The following is an 18,930-nucleotide window of genomic DNA, read 5'->3' as shown; positions in this document are numbered from 1 at the left end:
CCACCTTCGCTTTAAACGCCGGAGAATGTGTCCGGCGGCTCTTCTTCGTCATCGAATGCTCCTGATTCGCAGCGAGAATCCTCGCCGCTGTCAGGCAGAAAATCCACTCACGCTAATGTCCGAATTTGCGAGGCCGGCTCTGTTTTCGACGTTCCGCGCCCGTTGAACCCTGCGACTAGGTTCAGATAATTGTCGAGCAGCTTCAACCCATGCTCGGTCAGAACGGATTCCGGATGGAATTGCAGCCCCCAGATCGGCAACTCGGCATGCTCTAGCGCCATGATCTCGCCGTCGCGTCCGTCAGCGCGTTGCTCGCGCGCCCTGACGACGATGCAATCGGGCAGATCGTCGACGACGAGCGAATGATAGCGGCCGACCGCGAAGCCTTGCGGTATCCGGTGAAAGAGCCCGCGGCCATCGTGCGTCACCTTCGAGACTTTTCCGTGAACGACTTCTGAGGCTCGTCGAATAGAGCCGCCGAACGCCACCGAAATGCATTGATGTCCAAGGCAGACGCCGAGCATCGGCAGCCCGCCGGCGAAGCGGCGAATTGCCGCCACGGACACGCCGGCCTGGCTCGGCGTGCAGGGGCCCGGAGAAATGATGAGAGACTCCGGGTTCAACTCGGCGATCTCGTCGAGCGAGATCTGGTCACTGCGGCGAACGGCGACCGAAGCGCCGAGGATGCCGAAAGATTGAACGATGTTGTAGGTGAAGGAGTCGTAATTATCGATCATGAGGTGCATTTGCAGTTATCCTCGAGTCTGCCGAGACCGTCCGGCGGCTCGGGAACTGCGCGCTTCGCGCGGGAAATCGAATCGCCTCGGCGAGCGCGGCTGCCGTCGTGAGCAGCCGGCCTTTCTCGATCGTCTCCTGCCATTCCCGCCGCGGATCGGAATCATGGACGACGCCTGCGCCGGCCTGCATTTGCAGCACGCCGTCCTTCAGCACGGCCGTGCGAATGGCGATCGCGAAGTCGGCGTCGCCGTCCCAGCTGAGATATCCGATCGCGCCGCCATAGACGCCGCGACCGCAAGGCTCCAACTCGTCGATGATCTCCAGCGCCCGGATCTTCGGAGCGCCGCTCAGCGTGCCGGCCGGAAAAGCGCTTCGCAGCACGTCGACGCCGTCGAGCTGGGGAATCGCCCTTCCGACCACGGTCGAAACCAGATGCATCACATGAGAATAGCGCTCGACGACGAGCTTGGAGGCAACCTCGACGCTGCCGACCTCGCAGACGCGGCCGAGATCGTTGCGCGCGAGGTCGACCAGCATCATATGCTCGGCGTTTTCCTTCGGGTCTGCGAGCAGCTCGAGCTCGAGCTGCAGATCTTCGACCGCATCCGCCCCGCGCCGCCGCGTTCCGGCCATGGGGCGACTGACGACGGCGCCGTCGCGGAGACGGAACAGCGTCTCCGGCGACACTCCGACAACCCGAGCGTCGCCAAGCGTCAGCAAATAGCTGTAGGGGCCTCCGCAAACGCTCGTCAGAGCGCGGTAATAGTCGATCCCCTCGCATCGCAGCCGTCTCGTCGAGCGCTGTGACAGCACCACCTGCATGATGTCGCCGTCGGCGATATAGTCTCGCGCCTTCTCCGTCGCCGCCTCGAACAGCTGTTGTGGAAAGACATAGGTCGGATCATTCGGCTGTCGTCGATCGCCCTCCGGCGCGATCGCTTCGTCCTCGAAGTCGACGCTCTCCAGGCGCTGACACAGTTCGTCGATCCGCGCCAGCCCTTCGTCTCGACGACGGGCGATCTCGCTTCGCGGGAGGCCGCCGATCGCAAGGTCGACGACGATCTCGACATGGCGGCTCGAATGATCGAACACGATCGCGTGCTCGGCGATCAGAAGTGCGATTTCCGGAAGCTCGTAGGGCTTCGGCTTTCTCGGGCGACGGTCGAGTCGGGGCTCGATCATCCGCGCAGTCTCGAATCCGAAGTAGCCGAAGAGTCCGCCGCAAAATTCCGGCGACCCGGCGATCCGTGGCGCCCGCCGGCTCGCCAGGAGCCGTTGCAGTCGAGCGAGCGGATCTGCGTCGCTCGTCTCCTCAAGGACGGTGTCCCCACGCCGTCTGACCAGACGCTTGCCGTCGACTTCGATACGTTCGCTGCATTCGAGCCCGATCACCGACATGCGCGGTGACCATCTCTCGCCGTCGTCTCCGATGCGTTCGCGCGTCTCGAACAGGAAATGATCGCGGCTATGCGCGAGAGCTCGATAGATCGCCGATGGCGCGGCTCTCGGCAGCGGCAGGCGCCGCGACAACGGCGCCCGCGCGTAGCCTGCCGCGGCATAGGATGTGAGACTATCGACGTCGAGCATGGCTATACGCCCTCCTTGACCAGCGCGCTCGCCTCATTCGCGAAGGCTGCGTTCGCCCGCTCGCTCAATGCGCGGCGATCGAGCTTGCCATTGCTCGACAGGGGTGGCGCCCCTCCGAAAGACAAGTAGAGCGCCGGACATTGATAGCTGTCGTAATTGGCGCGAAGCAGCGAGGCGACGCGCTCGGCGGCCGCGTCGAGCGAAGAGCCTTCGGCCCGCAGGAACAGGACCGGCCGCAGTTCCCCATCGTCGCCGCGGGCTGGAACCAGAACGACTTCGTCAAGATCCGGAAGAAGTCGCGCGACGAGGGCCTCGATATCGCCGGGAATGATCCAGCGCCCGTACACCTTGAAGCGATCATCCTCGCGACCATGGAAGTGAAGGCGGCCGGACGCATCCCGGCTGAAGAGATCGCCGGTGCGGAACCAGCCTATTCCGAAGCGAGGATCGTCGAAGCGCTGGACGGTCTCGGCGGACCGGCTCCAATAGCCGAGCGCGCGCGCCGAGGATTGCACGAGCAGTACGCCGATCTCCTCCGGCGCCACGACACGCTCGTCGGCATCGACGATGACTGCTCGCCAGTCTCCGACCATGCCGCCGAGACCGTCCGTCGCGGCTTGGTCGGGATAGGTGGTGGCGAAGATATGGAAGAGCTCCGTCGCGCCGATGCTGTCGTGAACGGGCAGGCCGAAATGCGCGCGCCAGGCCGATCGAAGGCGCGTGGACAAGGGAGCGCCGGCGGACACTGCGAGACGAAGCGCGCAATGCGGCCGGTCGGCCGCGAGCAGCATTCGAAAGACCGTCGGCACTGCGAACAGCGCTGTGACGCAATGGCGCGTCAGATTCTCCATCACCGTCTCCCGTGTCGGCCAGCGCGGGTCGAGCACGGCGGTCGCGCCGACATAGAGAGGAAAGAACAGGCTGTTGCCCATTCCGTAGCCGAAGAACGTCTTCGACACGGAATAGATCACATCCTCCGATGTCAGGCCGAGGTGTCGCGCCGCGAGTTGCTCGCAGGCGGCGAGCGCTCCGCGGCTTGAATGCGCGACGCCCTTCGGGCGCCCCGTCGTGGTGCCCGAGGTATATTGAATGAGGACTGTCTGCTCGACGTCGCGATATACGAAGTCGCGCCAATTCGGGTCGGCTTCGGCCGGTCGCCAATCGATATGGCCGCGCTCGCCGGAGGCGGCGACGAGCACGCGCGTGCGTCCGCCCGTCGACCAACAGGCCGCTTCGAGCGTGTCGAGGCAGGCAGGCTTGCAGAACGCCAGAACGGGCGCGCAGTCGTTCAGCACCTCGACCGAGGATCTGGCGTCGAGCTTCGGATTGAAGACGACGGGGATCGCCCCGATCGCGAGGCCGGCGTAGAAGATCGTCGCCAGGTCGAAGCCGTCGTCGAGCGCGATGAAGATGCGGTCGCCGGCGCGCGCGCCGAGCAAGTTCAAAGCCGATGCTGCGCGGCGCATTTCCCGATCGAGCTCCGCGTAGCTCAATTCGCCCTGTGGGCCGACGAAGCAGGGCTTGCGCCATTCGCGCTTCTCCGCGACCAGGCGGGCCGCGAGATTGATCCATGGCGACGCGGCGGCTTGATGGCGTGGTTCGGCGCTCGGACGCGAATATTGATCGAAAGTCATTGCGGTTCTCCGGCGATATGCGCAAGAGGAGCCGATCGGCCGAATCCACCGACCGTGCGTTTCCGATGTCGAGGCGATGCGCGTCGTGACTTGCTTACTCGGCGGCCGGCGCGAGTTCTTCCCGCATCGCGATCGAGCCGAGATTTTGCAGCAGGGGCGCGTTCTCGCACGCGACGTAGACGCATTCGATCGCGCCCGTGTTCACGTGCTGATGGGCCGCCCAGACGGGAACATAGACCGCGTCTCCGGCCTTCCAGTCGACGACGCGCGAACCGATGCGGGAAAATCCCTGCCCGGCGATCACATAGATGAGGGTCTCGTAATTGTGACGATGCAGGCGCGTCGATTGCGACGGATCGAGACGTCCGATCGTCATGCTGATCGTGTGCGTGGGCAAATCCACGATATGCACCTTGTGGCTGCGCTCGTCCGAGAAGCGTGACGATCCGGAATCCTGCTCCGCGATCACCGAGGTATGTCTCAGACGTTCGTGCGCTTGCGCAGACAGCTTCGGGGGGACGCGCCAGAAGTCGGCGGAGGACGAGCGGCCGATCGTCCCGGCGGGCTCGTCCGCCGCGGCGCCGCTCTGGATCTCGTTCCAGATCGCGTCGAACATCTCGGCGCGCCGGTCGATTACCTCGCGCCCGACGGACCTCGCCCGCGCATGGGCGGCCGGCCGATTCGACGTCAGTCTTTCGAGAATAGCGAATATGGCGAGCGCATGCCCTTCGTCCTCGGCGATGTGCAATCGGAAAAATTCGAGCGTATCGTCGTCGAAGCCCTGCGCCGTCAGAGCCTCGGCGATCGGGCTGTAGAGCAGAGGCACGATCGACTCCGCGCCGAGGCCGAGCGCGGCGAGACCGTCGAGAGGATCGACCGAGCGGCAATGGCGCAACATCGTCTCGATGAGCGCGTTCGTCTGCGGAAGCGGCGTCGCCTTGTGTGTCTCGGCGCCGATCGATCGAAGCGAGCGCTGCAGCAGCTCGGCGTGAGTCAGCTCGCTTCCGCCTTCCACGCCGAGTTCCTCCAGCAGATTCTCGGTGAGGCTGCGGACGTCGTCGAAGCTCGATAGGCGGCTGATCAGAGCCGTCAGATAGCGCGTGAAGTGTCGCGAATAGAGATGGTGCTGAACGAGCAGGACGCGCAGGCCGCGAAGATCGATCTCTCCGGCGCGCAGCGCGGCGAGCAGCCGATGCTCGGTCAGGATCTGAAGATCGTCGGCCTCGAGCCATCCGGACCATATCGGCGCGGGTCTCGTTGCGCGGTCGTGGGAGCGCTCGATGACGATGTCGACGTCGATCTGTGTCATGTCGTGAAGCCTCCAAATGAGATGTGACGATGTCGTTTCCGAGCCGCGCCGGCCAGTCGAACCGCTTCGCGGGCATGCGCCTCAGCGTCGAACCAGCTGGTGCGGCGCCTCTGCGTGCATTTATGCTCGGTATCGTTCGATATTTTACTATATCTGCGAAGTGAAATCTAAATTATTCGCGTCGAATTTACTAATACATGCTCTGCTCTGCGTATAGAGACATGAATGAGTTTTTCGACTAGGCCAAGTTCTCTTAGGCGATCGATATGCGTGATAGTACGGATATCGCGGCCGCGCATTCTTGGCCCAATCGATTTGAAGCGTCTTGGCCATATACCTAGGCGCTGGCGGCTGCGATGGTCATGCGGAAAATGCGGAGGCAGCATGTGTCGCATGTCGAAAATGCGCGGGCGGCGCAGGTGGCTGGCTCTGGGCCTCATGGCCTGCGTCATGGGCGCCGGGTCGCTCGTCGGCTCTCCCGATCGATTTTTTTCGTCGTCGAAGCCCGCCGGGGCTCCTGCGGAGGCGGCGCCTACGGTGGTGACGGTCTCCGCGCCCGTCGCTCGCGAGGTGGTGGATTGGATCGCGCAAACCGGGCGCTTGCGGGCGATCGACCGTGTGGAGCTGATCGCGCGCGTCGGCGGCTATTTGACGGAGATTCGGGCGAAGGACGGTCAGATGGTTCGCAAGGGTGACCTCCTCTTCACCATCGATCCGCGGCCGTTCCAGATTCAGCTCCGAAAGGCGAGCGCACAACGCAAGATCGCCTCTTCGCAGCTCGATCTCGCGAGAAAGAAGATCGCGAGGAGCTCGGCTCTTCGGCGCACACATTATATCTCCGAGGAGGAGCATGATCTGCGTCTGCAGCAATTGAAGGATGCGGAAGGCGCTGTGGAGCAGGCCGAAGCGGCGGTGGAGGCCGCGGAACTCGACTTGGAGTTCAGCCGCGTCACGGCGCCCTTCGACGGCCGCATCGGAGCGCGGCGGGTGTCGATAGGAGATTTTGTCAATAGCGGCGGGGCCGAGGCCACGCCTCTGGCGACCATCGTGTCGCTCGATCCGATCTATCTGGAGTTCGATCTGAGCGAAGCGGATTATGTCGCCTATCTACGCTCCGTCGAGAGCGGGCTCGATCCCCTCGCGGAGATCGAGGTCCGCGCCCGCCTGATCGACGAATCCGAATGGAGTCGGTCGGGCCATCTCGTTTTCGTCGACAACAGCCTCGATCGGAACACGGGCACCATTCGCATGCGCGCGACGCTCGACAATCACGACCATTCGCTCACGCCGGGCCAGTTCGCGCGTGTTCGCCTGCCCGCTTCGAGGCCGCATTCCGTCATGCTGGTCTCGGATTCTTCCCTATCGGCCGATCAGGCGGGAAAGACTGTGCTCGTGGTCGAGGAGGGAGGAAAGGTCGTCGGCAAAAAGGTGGAGACCGGACCGCTCGTCGATGGACTGCGGGTCATTCGCCGCGGGCTCGACGCGAGTGATCGCGTCATCGTCGAAGGGCCCAGCCGCAGCCGACCGGGCAACAGAGTCAGCGTTCGGGACGGGCGGATCGAAGCAACCGCGCATTGAGCAGAGCGTGATGACTTTCTCTCATTTCTTCGTCGAGCGGCCAATTTTTGCGATCGTGCTCGCCACTATGGTCACGATCGCCGGGACGATCGGCTATTTCCGGCTGCCGGTCACGCAATATCCCGACATCGTCCCTCCGACGATTCAGGTCAATGCGAACTTTCCCGGCGCGTCCGCGGAAGTCGTCGGCGAAACTGTCGCGACTTTGCTGGAGGAGCAGATCAACGGCGTCGAAAATATGATGTACATGAACAGCCAGTCGACCGGAGACGGCCGGCTGACGACGACCATCACGTTCAGATTGGGGACCAATCTCGAAATCGCTCAGACGCAGGTTCAAAATCGGCTGGCGCCGGCGCTCGCGCGTCTTCCGGAAGAGGTGCGTCGGCTCGGCGTGACGGTGAAGAAGGTTTCGCCGGACATGCTGATGGTCATCCATCTCTTCTCGCCGAGCGGCGCGCTCGATCGCTTCGCGATCTCGAATTATGCGGCTCTGCAGATAAGAGACGTCCTCGTCCAGATCGAGGGCGTGGGCGAGGTCCAGCTTTTCGGGGGACGGAGACTGGCGATGCGCGTCTGGCTGGATCCGGACAAGATCGCGGCTCGCGACATGCTCGCGAGCGAGATCGTCGCTGCGATCAGGGCGCAAAATCTGCAGACGTCGGCCGGGCTGCTCAACGGACCTCCGACCAGTTCGCCGAGCGCATTCCAGATTAATGTCGAAGCGACCGGTCGGCTCGTCGAGCCGCGACAATTCGAGGACATCGTCGTCAAGAGCGACGGCGCCGGGCGCATCACGCGTCTCGGGGATGTCGCGCGCGTCGAACTCGCGGCGCAGGACTACAGCACGACCGCCTATCTCGATCATCTCGAGTCGGTGCCGCTTTGGATATTCCAGCAGCCCGGCGCCAATGCGCTCGCCACCGTCGATCGGCTGAAAGCAAAGATGAAAGCGCTATCGGCCTCCTTTCCGGACGGGCTCGGATATTCGATCGTCTATGATCCGACCGAATATATTCGGCAATCGATTCGCGAGGTTCTGAAGACGATCGCGGAAGCCGCGGGGCTGGTGACGCTGATCGTAATCGTCTTCCTTCGGAGCTGGCGCACGTCGCTCATCCCGATCGTGGCGATTCCGATATCGCTCATCGGCGCGCTCGCGATTCTGTCGGCGGTCGGCTATTCGCTCAATAATTTGTCGCTGTTCGGGCTCGTGCTTGCGGTCGGTATCGTCGTCGACGATGCGATCGTCGTCGTCGAGAACGCGGAGCGGCACATCGCTCGCGGGCTCACGCCGAGGGAGGCCGCGCATCACACGATCGACGAGGTCGGCGGCGCGCTCGTCGCGATCGCGCTAACGCTGACAGCGGTCTTTCTGCCGACGTTCTTGATGTCGGGGATATATGGGCAGTTCTTCCGCCAGTTCGCGGTCACCATCGCCGCATCGACCTTGATCTCTCTGCTCGTCTCGCTCGTTCTCAGCCCGGCGCTCTGCGCGCTGCTGCTCGAGGCGCGCGTCGCGTCTCCCCGCGCGCCCGCCGTGTCGTCTCGCCGGATGCTCGAGCGCATGTCCTCGCGTTTCGACAGCGGGTTCGACGCAATGTCGTCCGTCTATGGACGGATCACGGAACGGCTGGCGCAATCGGCGCGCCCGACGCTGGCGGTCTATCTCGCGCTCATCGGCCTCACCGCGTGGAAGTTCAACGGCGCGCCGACGGGCTTCATTCCCAATCAGGATCAGGGATATCTGATCACACTCGTGCAATTGCCGCCGGGCTCGACTCTGGACCGGACGGACGCCGTCATGCGCGAAGCGACGCGGATCATCGGCGGCGTTCCGGGCGTTCGCCACGGCGCGCCCTATGTCGGGCTCGACGGCGCCACCTATACGTTTCCCCCGAACGCCGGCGCGATCTTCGTGGTACTCGAGCCGTTCGAGGAGCGCCTGGCGAGAGGTCGCGACACGAACAAAATATTGGAGGATCTACGCCTGCGGCTGTCCACGATCGACGGCGCGTTCATCGTCACCATTCCGCCGGCGCCCGTTCCTGGCCTCGGCGCGGCGGGCGGGTTCAAGATGATGGTTCGAGACAAAGAGGGGCATGGCCTCGTGGCGCTCGCCGCAGCGGCGAACGACCTCGCCGCCGCCGCCGATCGAACCTCCGAGTTGGTCGACGTCTTCTCGCTGTTCGACACGCGCACGCCGAAGATCTTCGTCGATATCGATCGCAAGCGGTCGGAGATGGTCGGCGTGCCGGCGGACGCCATCGCGGACACGCTGCAGATTTATCTCGGCTCGGTCTATGTCAATGATTTCAACTATCTCGGACGAACGTTTCCGGTCGTCGCGCAGGCCGATTCGCCCTTCCGGACAGACAGCGCCGATATCGGTCGGCTGAAGGCGCGCAACAAGGGCGGCTCGATGGTTCCGCTCGGCTCGATCACCGAGGTGCGCGAGACGACCGGACCCTATCGCGTGGCGCGTTACGATCTCTATCCCGCCGCGGAGATTCTCGGCGGCGCGGCCAAAGGCGTCTCGTCGAGCCGGGCGCTGCTCGCCATGGAGACGTTGGCGCGGGAGCGCCTCCCTGCCGGCTTCGACTTCGAATGGACCGATCTCTCCTATCAGCAGAAGAAGGATGGCGATACGACGCTTCTGGTGTTCGCGGCGTCGGCGCTGTTCGCTTTCCTGACGCTCGCCGCGCTGTATGAGAGCTGGACGTTTCCGCTGGCGATCATGTTGATCGCGCCGATGTGCCTTCTGGCGGCGCTGGCAGGGCTGGAGCTGTGGCATATCGACGTCGACATATTGGCGCAGATCGGTTTCGTCGTCCTGGTGGGACTCGCCGCGAAAAACGCCATTTTGATCGTCGAATTCGCGCGACGGGCCGAGGCGGAAGGCTTCGAGGCGCATGTCGCCGCGGCCCAGGCGGCGGGAATGAGGCTGCGGCCGATCCTCATGACCTCTGCGGCTTTCGTCCTCGGCGTACTGCCCTTGGCCTTCGCGACCGGCGCAGGCGCGGAAATGCGTCAGTCGCTCGGCGTGACCGTGTTCGCCGGTATGATCGGGGTGACATTGTTCGGCTTGATTTTCACGCCGCTCTTTTATGTGGCGATCGGCAGGCGGCGCCCGCGCGCGGGCGTCGGCGGAGATCGCCTGCCGACATGTTGAGGCGGCTGAGCCATGCGCCGTTCCGCGCGGTCGACGACCGCTCAATTCGCTTCCTGCGACGCTGCGCGCTCGATCCCGATCGGCGGGAGATCGGACAATGCGTCCTCCAGACGGCGGGAGGCCGAGAGCGCGGACGTTTCGGGCACATTGGCGAAGGCGAGGAGCAGGCCGGGGTCGCTGGCTTGCGTCAGCGAGAGCGACGAAAGGGCGACGACCGACAATCCCTTACGGGCGCAGGCGTCCACCGCCGCGACGTCGTCGAAGCTCGGCCCGAAGCGAATGATGATGTGCAGTCCGCCCGTCTGCAGGTCGACGGATATCCGGTCCTCGAAGACGGTCTCCAACGCGCGCGCCAGCGCGGCTCGCCGCGATGCATAGAGCGAACGCATGCGATGGAGGTGGCGCGCGAAATGCCCTTCCGTCATAAAATCGGCGACGACGGCCTGCTCAAGCGGCGAGCGACCTGCGTCATTCAGGCTGATCGACCGGAGGAACGGCCCGACGAGTTCGTCGGGCGCGACCAGATATCCGAGGCGGAGCGACGGAAACAGGACCTTGCTGAAAGTACCAGTATAGATCACGCGATCCTCGCGGTCTGCGCTCTTGAGCGCCGGCAGCGGTTGTCCAACATAGCGGAACTCGCTGTCATAATCGTCCTCGATGATCCAGGCGCGCTGGCGGGCGGCCCAGGCGAGCAAAGCGCCGCGCCGCGCGAAGGACAGCGAGACGCTCAGCGGGCTCTGATGTGCCGGAGTCACCAAAGCGAAGCGCGCATTGGGCGCTATCTGTATGGCGTCTTCCACTCTCATGCCGTCGTTGTCGACGGGAACGGGGACGATCGATGCTCCCATCGCCTCCAAAAGCTGTCTCGCCTTGTGATATCCCGGATCCTCGAACCAGATCTTGTCGCCCGGCCGCATCATCATCTCGGCGATCAGATGGAGCGCGGCCTGATAGCCGCCCGTGATAATGACTTGGCCCGGCGAGCAGGCAATCCCGCGTGAGATGCCCAGATAGGCGCTGATCGCGTACCGCAGCGCCGGCAGGCCGGCGATGTCTGGATAGACCATCGACGCGGCGTGGATGCGTCGCGCGCGGCGGGCGCACAGGCGAGACCAGAGCGCCCGCGGAAAGACGTCGACCGCGGGAAGCCCCATCTGGAAGGGGAGTGGGGAACTGGCGGCGCCGTCGAAAGCGTCCGTCCATTCGGTCTTGCCGGCGTCGGCCCGATTGGATGAGGCGTTGGCGACCATGGCCAAGGGCGAAACGATCGTTCCTCCGGCTCCTCGGCAAACGACATATCCTTCTCCTGAAAGGAGGCGATAGGCGGTGTCCACTGTTCCGCGAGCAATGTTCAATTGTCCAGCGAGCGCTCGCGAGGAGGGAAGCTTGGCGCCGACCGCGAGGCTTCCGGACAAAATCGCTAATCTTATGCGTTCGTAGATCTGCCGGTAGACGCTCTCGCGATCCGAGCGATCGACGACGAATTCGAAAATCGGCCCCATATCGTTCATAGCTTGGACTACCTCGATCGAGATGTCTTGGCTCAAGACAAATGCGCGGACGCATTTAAAGTCTACGTCGGCTCATCGAGCAGCAGTGACATTAGAAAGACAAATCATGTCCGCAAAACGTCTCGTCCCATCGGAAGTGTCACAGGAAATTTATCGTTCTGTCGCAAACATAGATGCGCTGATCCGCAAATCTGGATTTGAAAGCGATTTGATTGAGCTCGTCAAGGTTCGGGCGTCTCAGATCAACGGCTGTGCATTCTGTCTCGACATTCATACCCGTGACGCACGCAAGAGCGGCGTGAGCGAGCAGAAATTGTACGTGCTCGCCGCATGGGAGGAGTGCGATCTCTTTTCGCTTCGCGAGCGAGCGGCCCTCGGATGGACGGATGCGCTGACTCTTGTCGCTACAACCCATGCCGATGATCGACATTATCAACCATTGGTCGCGGCGTTCAACGAGAAAGAGATCGTCGACCTGACCTTCCTCATCGGGCTCATCAATCTCTGGAATCGTCTCGCGATCGGGATGCGGTATGTCGTTGCGCCCGAGCCGGAGACGAGGACGTGACGGCCCTCGAGTTCCACGACGTCGCCGTCGGCGACGAGGCGTGCCTCCGGCTCATGCGGGAATTGCGGCCGCATCTCGGGGAATGGGCCGCCTTCCAAGCCCAGATGGCGCGCCAGCAGAACGGTGGCTACCGCCTGTGCGGAGCCTTTCGAGGCGACGCGCTGGTCGGATTGGCCGGGTATCGCTTGCGGGAGAATTTCGTCTACGGCCGCCATGCGCATATCGAGGATCTGGTGATCGCGGAGGCCGATCGCGGCCGGGGAATCGGGAGGGCGCTGATCGACTCCGTCGGCGGCGTCGCCGCGCGCGGCCTCTGCTCTAGTCTCGTTCTCGAGACGGGCAGCGCCAATCGCGCGGCGCAGAATTTCTACGCTCGGTGCGGTTTCGCCACGGTCGCCTTTCATCTGACGAGACGCGTCGGCGAGCAATGACGCTCGCTTCGCCGATGTTGTCCATCGCCGCTCTTTTTTCTCTGTCGATCGTCCAACCTCGGGAGTTATGAAAATGACGGCTTCCGCTCCATCTCTCAGGGACACTCTGCTGCGCCATGTCTTGAACGATCCGACCGCCGGCGGCGGCAATTTCATCTATCGATTGAACGCCGCCGTTCCGAGAGAAGCGCAGCGGAGCGCGGTGGCGCTGCTCGGCGGGGAGGAGGGGCGGGATGTCGAGCTGACGATCGGCGATATCGTCGACGCCGCCGATCGTCTCGCGGCGGCCTATGCGCAGGAGGGAATACGGCCGAGGGAGGTCGTCAGCCTCCTGCTGGACGACAGTTTCGACTATTTCCTCCATTTCGTCGCGCTGACGAGCATCGGCGCCACGGCGTCGCTCGTCAACAGTGGGCTCGATCTCGACACGGTGCGGGGATTTATCGGAATCGTCCAGCCACGCCTGCTGGTGGTCGAGTCCCGACGTCATGCGGCTGGCCCAGATGCCTTCGATCTCATCGCCGGGGAGTCGCGGGCGATCTCCGTCGACGCTCTCGTCGTGGATCCCGCTCGCGAGCGGCCGCCGCTCTATGAGCATGAGGACGACGACGTCATCATGCTCGGCCACACATCCGGAACGACGGGTCTGCCGAAAGCGGTGATCTTCACTCACGAATCGATGTTCCACGGCGTGAGGCAGCAGGTCGAGCGTCAACTCGGCAGCCATGTCCTCTCCGCTCTGCCGCATTCACATGGCGCGGCGATTTCGCTTCTCATGCTGTCGCTGACGCGCGGGGCGCGCGTCTCCATCCTCGGGCGCAAGGAGTCCGCGTCGATGCTCGAGGCGATCGAGCGGATCGGACCCGATGTCGTCATCGCCTTTCCCAAGATATTCGTCGATCTTTGCCGCGAGAGCTTCGAGGGCCGAGATCTCGGCTCCGTGCAATATTGGATCGCCACTGGCGACGCCAATCACGAGCGGCACATACGCAAGCTCGTGGCGCAGGGGCATCACATCGACTCCGAAGGCAGGCGCAAAGCCGGATCGTTCTTCGTAGACAATGTCGGCTCTTCGGAGTTCGCCTTTGCGGCGTTCCGCAATGTTCACGGACAGGAGAACGATCGTTACGATCGCTGCGTCGGCCGGCCTTTTCCCTGGGTGGAGACCGCAGTGTTCGACGAGCATGACCGTCGCCTGCCCGCCGGCCGCGTCGGCCGTCTCGGCGTCAAATCGAAATCTGTGACCAAAGGGTATTGGAACAATCACACGCTCACGGAACTCAACAAGATCGCCGGCTATTGGCTCACTGGCGATCTCGTCTTCACCGACGAGCAGGGCCTGTTCTATCACGTCGATCGCACGAGCGATGTCATCGTCACGAAATCGGGGGTCCTGTACAGCTGCCAGGCCGAGGAACTGCTTCTCAAGCACCTTCCAGAACTGTTCGACGTCAGCCTCATCCTGCGATCGGAGGCCGGATCGGAGCGCGTCACGGCCCTCGTCGAATTGTCGGAAGACGCAGCTTCGGCGGATGCGAGCACGCTGCTCGTCGAGATGAACCGACTCTTCGCGGAGCGTGGCTGGCCGTCGATCGACGAGCTCGAAATTCAATCCGCGCATGAGCATGTCGGCGCAACCGGAAAGAAGCTGAAGAGAGTGTTGCGGTCCATTCCGGCCGGCCGGGCGCCGGAGGCGCGCCGGACATGCGACGAAAGCCGGCTTTCGGTCGAGGAGCGCGCGCTATGAGCCGGCTGTGCCTCGTCACGGGGGCCAATCGCGGAATAGGCTTCGAGATCGCCCGTTCGCTGGCCTCGCGCGGCCATCGCGTGCTGATCGGCGCGCGGCGGCAGTCGGACGGCGCGCGGGCCGCGGAGGCGCTGAGGAGGCTCGGCCTCGACATCGAGGCGATCAGGCTCGACGTCACTGAGCCCGAATCGGTGAGCGAGGCGGCGCGCGAGCTCGAGCGCAGAGAGGGGCGCCTCGATATTCTGATCAACAACGCCGGCATATTGATCGATTCGACGAAGCGTCCAGACGATATCTCGCTCGACGAGTTCCGGCGAACGATCGACACGAATCTCGTCGGGCCGTTTCTCGTGACGAAGGCGTTTGCGCCGCTGCTCTTGCGCTCCGACGACGCCAGGATCGTGAACATCTCCACCGACCTGGCCGCGCTCGGCCAAGCCTCGAACTCGGACTCTCCGTTCGACGCCGTCCTCGCGCCGAGCTATCGAGTATCCAAGGCGGCCCTGAACATGCTCGCGCTGACATGGGCGAAGCGCCTGCGTGACACCAATGTCTCCGTCAGCGTGTGCAGCCCCGGCTGGTGCCGCACGGGCCTCGATTCCCTCATCGACTCGTCCAAGGCGCCCTACAGCGCCGAGGAAGGCGCAGACACGGCGGTGTGGCTGGCGCTCGACGTCGAGCGATCGGCGCAGCACGGAAGGTTTTTCGCGAAGCGGCGGGAGATCGCGTGGTAGGCCTCCGTATCGAGGACGGAAAAAGCCGATCGGGATCACGCGCGGACGAAAGTGAAACGAGTTCGATTTCAGAGAAGGAAATTGTCCATGCTCAATGTCGCGCCCGCTAGAGCGCCGGATCCGGTTTCCCTGGACCAGAATGTCGCGGATGAGCTGGTCGAGCGGGCTCGAGACGCTCAGAACGCCATCGACGCGCTCGACGATGCGCGACTGGACAAGGTCGTCCGCGCGATCGTCGGAGCCTTTTCTAAGGATGTCGAGGGCTGGGCCGAACGCGAGCTCGCCGTCACCCGAATCGGCAACCGAAAAGACAAGACTCATAAGCTCGGTCTCGTCCTGACCCGCGTCTTTCACAGCCTCCACGGCGTGAGGACCAGAGGGCGGATCGGCTACGATCAATCGCTCATCGAGTATGCGAGCCCCGTCGGCGTGATCTTCGCCGTGGTCCCGCTCACCAATCCGGTTCCCAATTCGCTGTTCAAGGCGCTCCTCTGCATCAAGACGCGCAACGCGCTGATCGCGAGCTTTCCTCAGAAAGCCGATTCCGTCGGCGCGCAGGCGTTCGATCTGATCCGCGGCGTGCTCGCAGAGGAGGGGCTTCCGGCGGATCTTGTCCAGCGCTGCGCCGAGCCGTCGCATTCCCGCACGAAGCTTCTCATGAGCCATTCGGGCGTCGCTCTGGTACTCGCCACCGGCGGCAGCCAATTGGTTGGCGCCGCTTACAGTTCCGGAACGCCGACGATCGGCGTCGGCCCCGGCAATGTCCCCGTTCTCGTCGCATCCTCGGCCGACGTTGGCCGCGCCGCCCGCGACATCGTCAAGGGCAAGGCCTATGACAATGGCATCGTCTGCGGCTCGGAAAGCAATATCGTCGTCGACGAGCGCGTTCGCGCGCCATTCCTCGAGGCGCTGACTGCGGCCGGGGCCGTCGTCGTCGAGGGCGATGCGCGCAGTCCGGTGATTGAGGCGCTGTTCGATCCGGAAACACGCCGGCTGCGTCGCGAACTGCTCGGCGTCGACGGAGACGCTCTGGCCGCCGCCGCCGGCCTCGAGGTGACGCATCGAGTTGCCTGCCTGGTCCTCGCCGCGGAGAGAGGCGAGTATCCATTCATCGCGCAGGAGAAGATGGCTCCCTTGCTCACCCTCTTCACAGCGGAGCAAGGGAGGGGCGTCGACGACGCGGCGGCGCTGCTATGGTCCGAGGGAGCCGGACACACGGCCGTCATTCATAGCTCGGACCCCGTGGAGATCGACGCATTCGCGACGGCGATGCCGGCGGGCCGCATCCTCGTCAACACCTCGGCGACGCACGGAATGTTGGGGGAGACTTCGGACCTCCCCGTGTCCTTTATGCAGGGTTCAGGAAGCTGGGGCGGCAATGGAACGACCGATCCGATCACGTGGCGTCATCTCGTCAACATCAAGCGGCTGGCTTTCGGCCGCGGCTGAGCATCCCCAATGACGCCCTTCGACCATCAAGGACGCGCTCAATGAAGAAGATCGTGTGCATCGGCGGCGGCCCCGCCGGTCTTTATTTCAGCATATTGTCGAAGCGGGCGCGGCCCGACGTCGACGTCGTCGTCGTCGAGAGAGGAGCGCCGCGCCAGACCATCGGGTGGGGGCTGATCCTGAGCGAAGGGCTCCTCGATCGACTCGTGCGCCAGGACAGGGCCAGCGGCGAGGCGATTCGCCGACAGATGTTGCCGTGGACGGGTATCAGCATCGAGCTGCCCGGCGGCTCGATCCGGTCGCGCGGCCATTCGTTCCTCAGTCTGAGCCGGGTCGGGCTCATCTCCGTACTGCAAGAGCGCGCCGAGGAGCTCGGCGTCGAGCTCGTCTACGATCATGCCTTCGACGCCGAACGGGAGCCGCTGCCGGAGGCCGATCTCGTGGTCGTCTCGGAAGGCTCGCGGAGCAAGGTTCGAGACGCGCGCGCCGCCGATTTCGGCGTCACCGCCGAGGAGCGGCCAAACAAATATATCTGGCTCGGGGTCGCCAAGAGCATGGGCGATCAATTTCGCTTCATCTTCGAGGAGACGCCGGGCGGATATATCTGGGCGCATTGTTATCAATTCGAGGACGGCTATTCGACCTTCGTCGTCGAATGCGCCGAGACCGTCTGGCGCGCGCTCGGCTTCGACCGCTGCGGGCTCGAAGAGAGCGTCGAAGCCTGTAGGCGCATCTTCTCGCGCCAGCTCGAGGGCGCGAAGATTCTCGCCGGCGACGGGCGGCGCAACACCTCGTCCTGGACGAATTTCAAGAAGGTCGACTGCGCGAGATGGAGCGCGGGGAATTTGGTTCTGCTCGGCAATGCGGCCCATAGCGCGCATTATTCGATCGGGTCCGGAACGCGCCTCGCTCTGGACGACGCCGCCGAGCTGTCGCGCGCGCTCACGCTGGACACGCTTCCGGTCCCGGAGGCTCTTGCCGCCTATGAGGCGAATCGCAAGGCGGCGTCCGCGCATCTCCATGACGCCGCGAACAGGTCCATGCGCTGGTTCGAGACGCTCCCGACCGAGCTGATCGCTCGCGGCCCCAATCGCTTCGCATACGGCCTTCTCACGCGCTCCGGGCGGATCGGTGCCGCGGAGCTGCGTCGTCTCGATCCGGAATGGTTCGCCGAGTTCGAAGGCAGCGTCGAGACACAGCTCATCGCTCGCGAAATGGAGCCGGCGCCCGGACGGACGCGCGCCATATCGGTGGAGGTCGAGACATGATTTCAGCGAATTTCACATTGGCGGCGCGACTGGCGCTCGCGGCGGCTTTCCTTTCGGCAGTGGCCGACAGATGGGGCCTCTGGTCGATCATCGGCAGTCCGGGAGTCGACTGGGGCAGCATGGAGGGCTTCTATCCGGCGGTCGTCGCGCTCAACCCCTGGCTACCGGCACATCTCGTGCCTGCGTTGGCCTGGGCGGCGACGCTCGTCGAGCTCGCTCTTGGAATCTTTCTGATCGTCGGCGTCTGGCTGCCGCCGGTCTATCTCGCGAGCGGCGTTCTGCTGACGATTTTCGGAGCGGCGATGGCCCTCTTCACGGGGCTCAAATTGCCGCTCAATTACAGTGTGTTCAGCGCGGCCGCCTGCGCCTTCCTGCTCTATGCGATCGAGAACGCCGAGGCGGGTAGCCGAGCGCGCGCGCCGCACGAGCATGCGGCGGACGAGGCACGATCGGCGCTCGAACAGCGAGCGCCGTGACGCTCGGGGTGAAGTCTGGATTTCGTCAATGCTTATGTTTTCAAGGGTAATTTTATCATGAGGATTGAGCCTATGAAGCCGCTTTTTGTACAAATAAAATGTTCGAAAGGGCAGACATTCGACGTCTCGGAGAAGATCGTCGACCATCTGGAGGAAACATCAGAGATATATTCAATTTCCGGTCAATTCGATCTGTTGGCGAAATTCTACCTGCGCGATGACGACGATGAAGGGTCTTTCGTTGTAAACAAACTTCAGAAGATTGACGGCGTTTTGGACACTTATACATTCGTCGCTTTTCGACTGTTTCGCCTTTCGTCCGGCGCAAACTACAATACGATGGGCGCCTTGTCGATTTCCGCCGAGATTTGACCCAGGATTTCCATTGAGAACTGACGGAGAGGATGCCCCCGCCGACGGCAATATAGGCTTTCGGAGAAAGGTGACGCGAGGCCAGCTTCTGGCAGTCCTGGGCATTGTGCTGCGTTGCATCGTGGCCATGGAAGCCTGCGCGACGGCGCACTATTGGGCGCGCGAGATCGATGCGCTAGGGGTACTCGGTTCGTCTGCTTCCTCCGATCTACGTCAAGCCGTTCGGTGCGCCCCGACGGCGCGTATCACCAGTGGAGGAAGGTTCCACCCAGATAGTTGTCGATTGATCTGGTAGCTGACGAGCGGTTTGGACGAGCAATCGGACGGACTGGAGCCTCGTGACAAAGGCCGCT

General features: G+C 63.5%; 15 protein-coding genes and 1 pseudogene. 10 read left to right on the top strand and 6 right to left on the bottom strand.

What is annotated here, in order from left to right; genetic code table 11:
• Positions 1–107: 107 nt before the first annotated feature.
• From VIF40_RS19605 to VIF40_RS19585, 5 genes and pseudogenes are all read right to left on the bottom strand, one after another.
• Positions 108–746, bottom strand: coding sequence for an aminodeoxychorismate/anthranilate synthase component II (locus VIF40_RS19605; RefSeq protein WP_331939201.1), 639 nt, complete (start codon positions 744–746; stop codon positions 108–110).
• On the bottom strand, positions 727–1,830 hold the full coding sequence (locus VIF40_RS19600) for an anthranilate synthase component I family protein (protein WP_331939200.1): 1,104 nt from the start codon (positions 1,828–1,830) through the stop codon (positions 727–729). Before VIF40_RS19600 ends, VIF40_RS19605 begins: the two co-directional genes overlap by 20 nt.
• Positions 1,831–1,863: 33 nt before the next feature.
• Positions 1,864–2,325 (bottom strand): annotated as a pseudogene (locus tag VIF40_RS21580) (hypothetical protein); the annotation flags it as partial.
• 2 nt (positions 2,326–2,327) lie between these two features.
• Positions 2,328–3,959, bottom strand: coding sequence for an AMP-binding protein (locus tag VIF40_RS19590; protein WP_331939198.1), 1,632 nt, complete (start codon positions 3,957–3,959; stop codon positions 2,328–2,330).
• 94 nt (positions 3,960–4,053) lie between these two features.
• Complete coding sequence (locus VIF40_RS19585; protein WP_331939197.1) at positions 4,054–5,268, bottom strand: iron-containing redox enzyme family protein; 1,215 nt, start codon at positions 5,266–5,268, stop codon at positions 4,054–4,056.
• Between the two features lie 384 nt (positions 5,269–5,652).
• Here VIF40_RS19585 and VIF40_RS19580 point away from each other — a divergent pair, with 384 nt between their 5' ends.
• Both VIF40_RS19580 and VIF40_RS19575 read left to right on the top strand, forming a co-directional pair.
• Positions 5,653–6,846, top strand: coding sequence for an efflux RND transporter periplasmic adaptor subunit (locus VIF40_RS19580; RefSeq protein WP_331939196.1), 1,194 nt, complete (start codon positions 5,653–5,655; stop codon positions 6,844–6,846).
• A 10-nt stretch (positions 6,847–6,856) separates the two neighbouring features.
• Entirely contained in the window at positions 6,857–10,018 is a 3,162-nt protein-coding gene (locus VIF40_RS19575) for an efflux RND transporter permease subunit (RefSeq protein WP_331939195.1), read from the top strand.
• Between the two features lie 41 nt (positions 10,019–10,059).
• Here the strand turns inward: VIF40_RS19575 and VIF40_RS19570 are convergent, their stop codons facing one another.
• A complete protein-coding gene (locus tag VIF40_RS19570; RefSeq protein WP_331939194.1) occupies positions 10,060–11,532 on the bottom strand; it encodes a PLP-dependent aminotransferase family protein in 1,473 nt (490 codons plus the stop codon).
• A 106-nt stretch (positions 11,533–11,638) separates the two neighbouring features.
• On the opposite strand from VIF40_RS19570, the gene VIF40_RS19565 reads away from it, so the two are divergent.
• From VIF40_RS19565 to VIF40_RS19530, 8 genes are all read left to right on the top strand, one after another.
• Positions 11,639–12,100 carry a carboxymuconolactone decarboxylase family protein gene (locus VIF40_RS19565; RefSeq protein ID WP_331939193.1) on the top strand — a complete coding sequence of 154 codons (462 nt, stop codon included), beginning with the start codon at positions 11,639–11,641 and terminating at the stop codon, positions 12,098–12,100.
• The gene (locus VIF40_RS19560; protein ID WP_331939192.1) at positions 12,097–12,531 is read left to right on the top strand and encodes a GNAT family N-acetyltransferase; all 435 of its coding nucleotides are present in this window, start codon (positions 12,097–12,099) and stop codon (positions 12,529–12,531) included. The genes VIF40_RS19565 and VIF40_RS19560 overlap by 4 nt, the downstream gene beginning before the upstream one ends.
• A 73-nt stretch (positions 12,532–12,604) precedes the next feature.
• On the top strand, positions 12,605–14,278 hold the full coding sequence (locus VIF40_RS19555) for a class I adenylate-forming enzyme family protein (protein WP_331939191.1): 1,674 nt from the start codon (positions 12,605–12,607) through the stop codon (positions 14,276–14,278).
• A complete protein-coding gene (locus tag VIF40_RS19550) occupies positions 14,275–15,012 on the top strand; it encodes an SDR family oxidoreductase (protein WP_331939190.1) in 738 nt (245 codons plus the stop codon). The genes VIF40_RS19555 and VIF40_RS19550 overlap by 4 nt, the downstream gene beginning before the upstream one ends.
• Positions 15,013–15,099: 87 nt before the next feature.
• Positions 15,100–16,461 carry an aldehyde dehydrogenase family protein gene (locus VIF40_RS19545; RefSeq protein ID WP_331939189.1) on the top strand — a complete coding sequence of 454 codons (1,362 nt, stop codon included), beginning with the start codon at positions 15,100–15,102 and terminating at the stop codon, positions 16,459–16,461.
• 41 nt (positions 16,462–16,502) lie between these two features.
• Positions 16,503–17,729: an FAD-dependent monooxygenase gene (locus VIF40_RS19540; RefSeq protein ID WP_331939188.1), complete on the top strand. Its 1,227-nt coding sequence runs from the start codon at positions 16,503–16,505 to the stop codon at positions 17,727–17,729.
• Positions 17,726–18,205 carry a hypothetical protein gene (locus VIF40_RS19535; protein ID WP_331939187.1) on the top strand — a complete coding sequence of 160 codons (480 nt, stop codon included), beginning with the start codon at positions 17,726–17,728 and terminating at the stop codon, positions 18,203–18,205. Before VIF40_RS19540 ends, VIF40_RS19535 begins: the two co-directional genes overlap by 4 nt.
• A 72-nt stretch (positions 18,206–18,277) precedes the next feature.
• Positions 18,278–18,577 (top strand): Lrp/AsnC ligand binding domain-containing protein, encoded by a 300-nt coding sequence (locus VIF40_RS19530; RefSeq protein ID WP_331939186.1) that lies wholly within the window; start codon positions 18,278–18,280, stop codon positions 18,575–18,577.
• Positions 18,578–18,930: the final 353 nt, after the last annotated feature.

Origin of the sequence: Methylosinus sp. (genome assembly GCF_036560965.1) — a bacterium.
Taxonomy (GTDB): domain Bacteria; phylum Pseudomonadota; class Alphaproteobacteria; order Rhizobiales; family Beijerinckiaceae; genus Methylosinus.
Note: the sequence above shows the minus strand (reverse complement) of the source record. Positions and strands in the feature narration are given on the sequence as shown.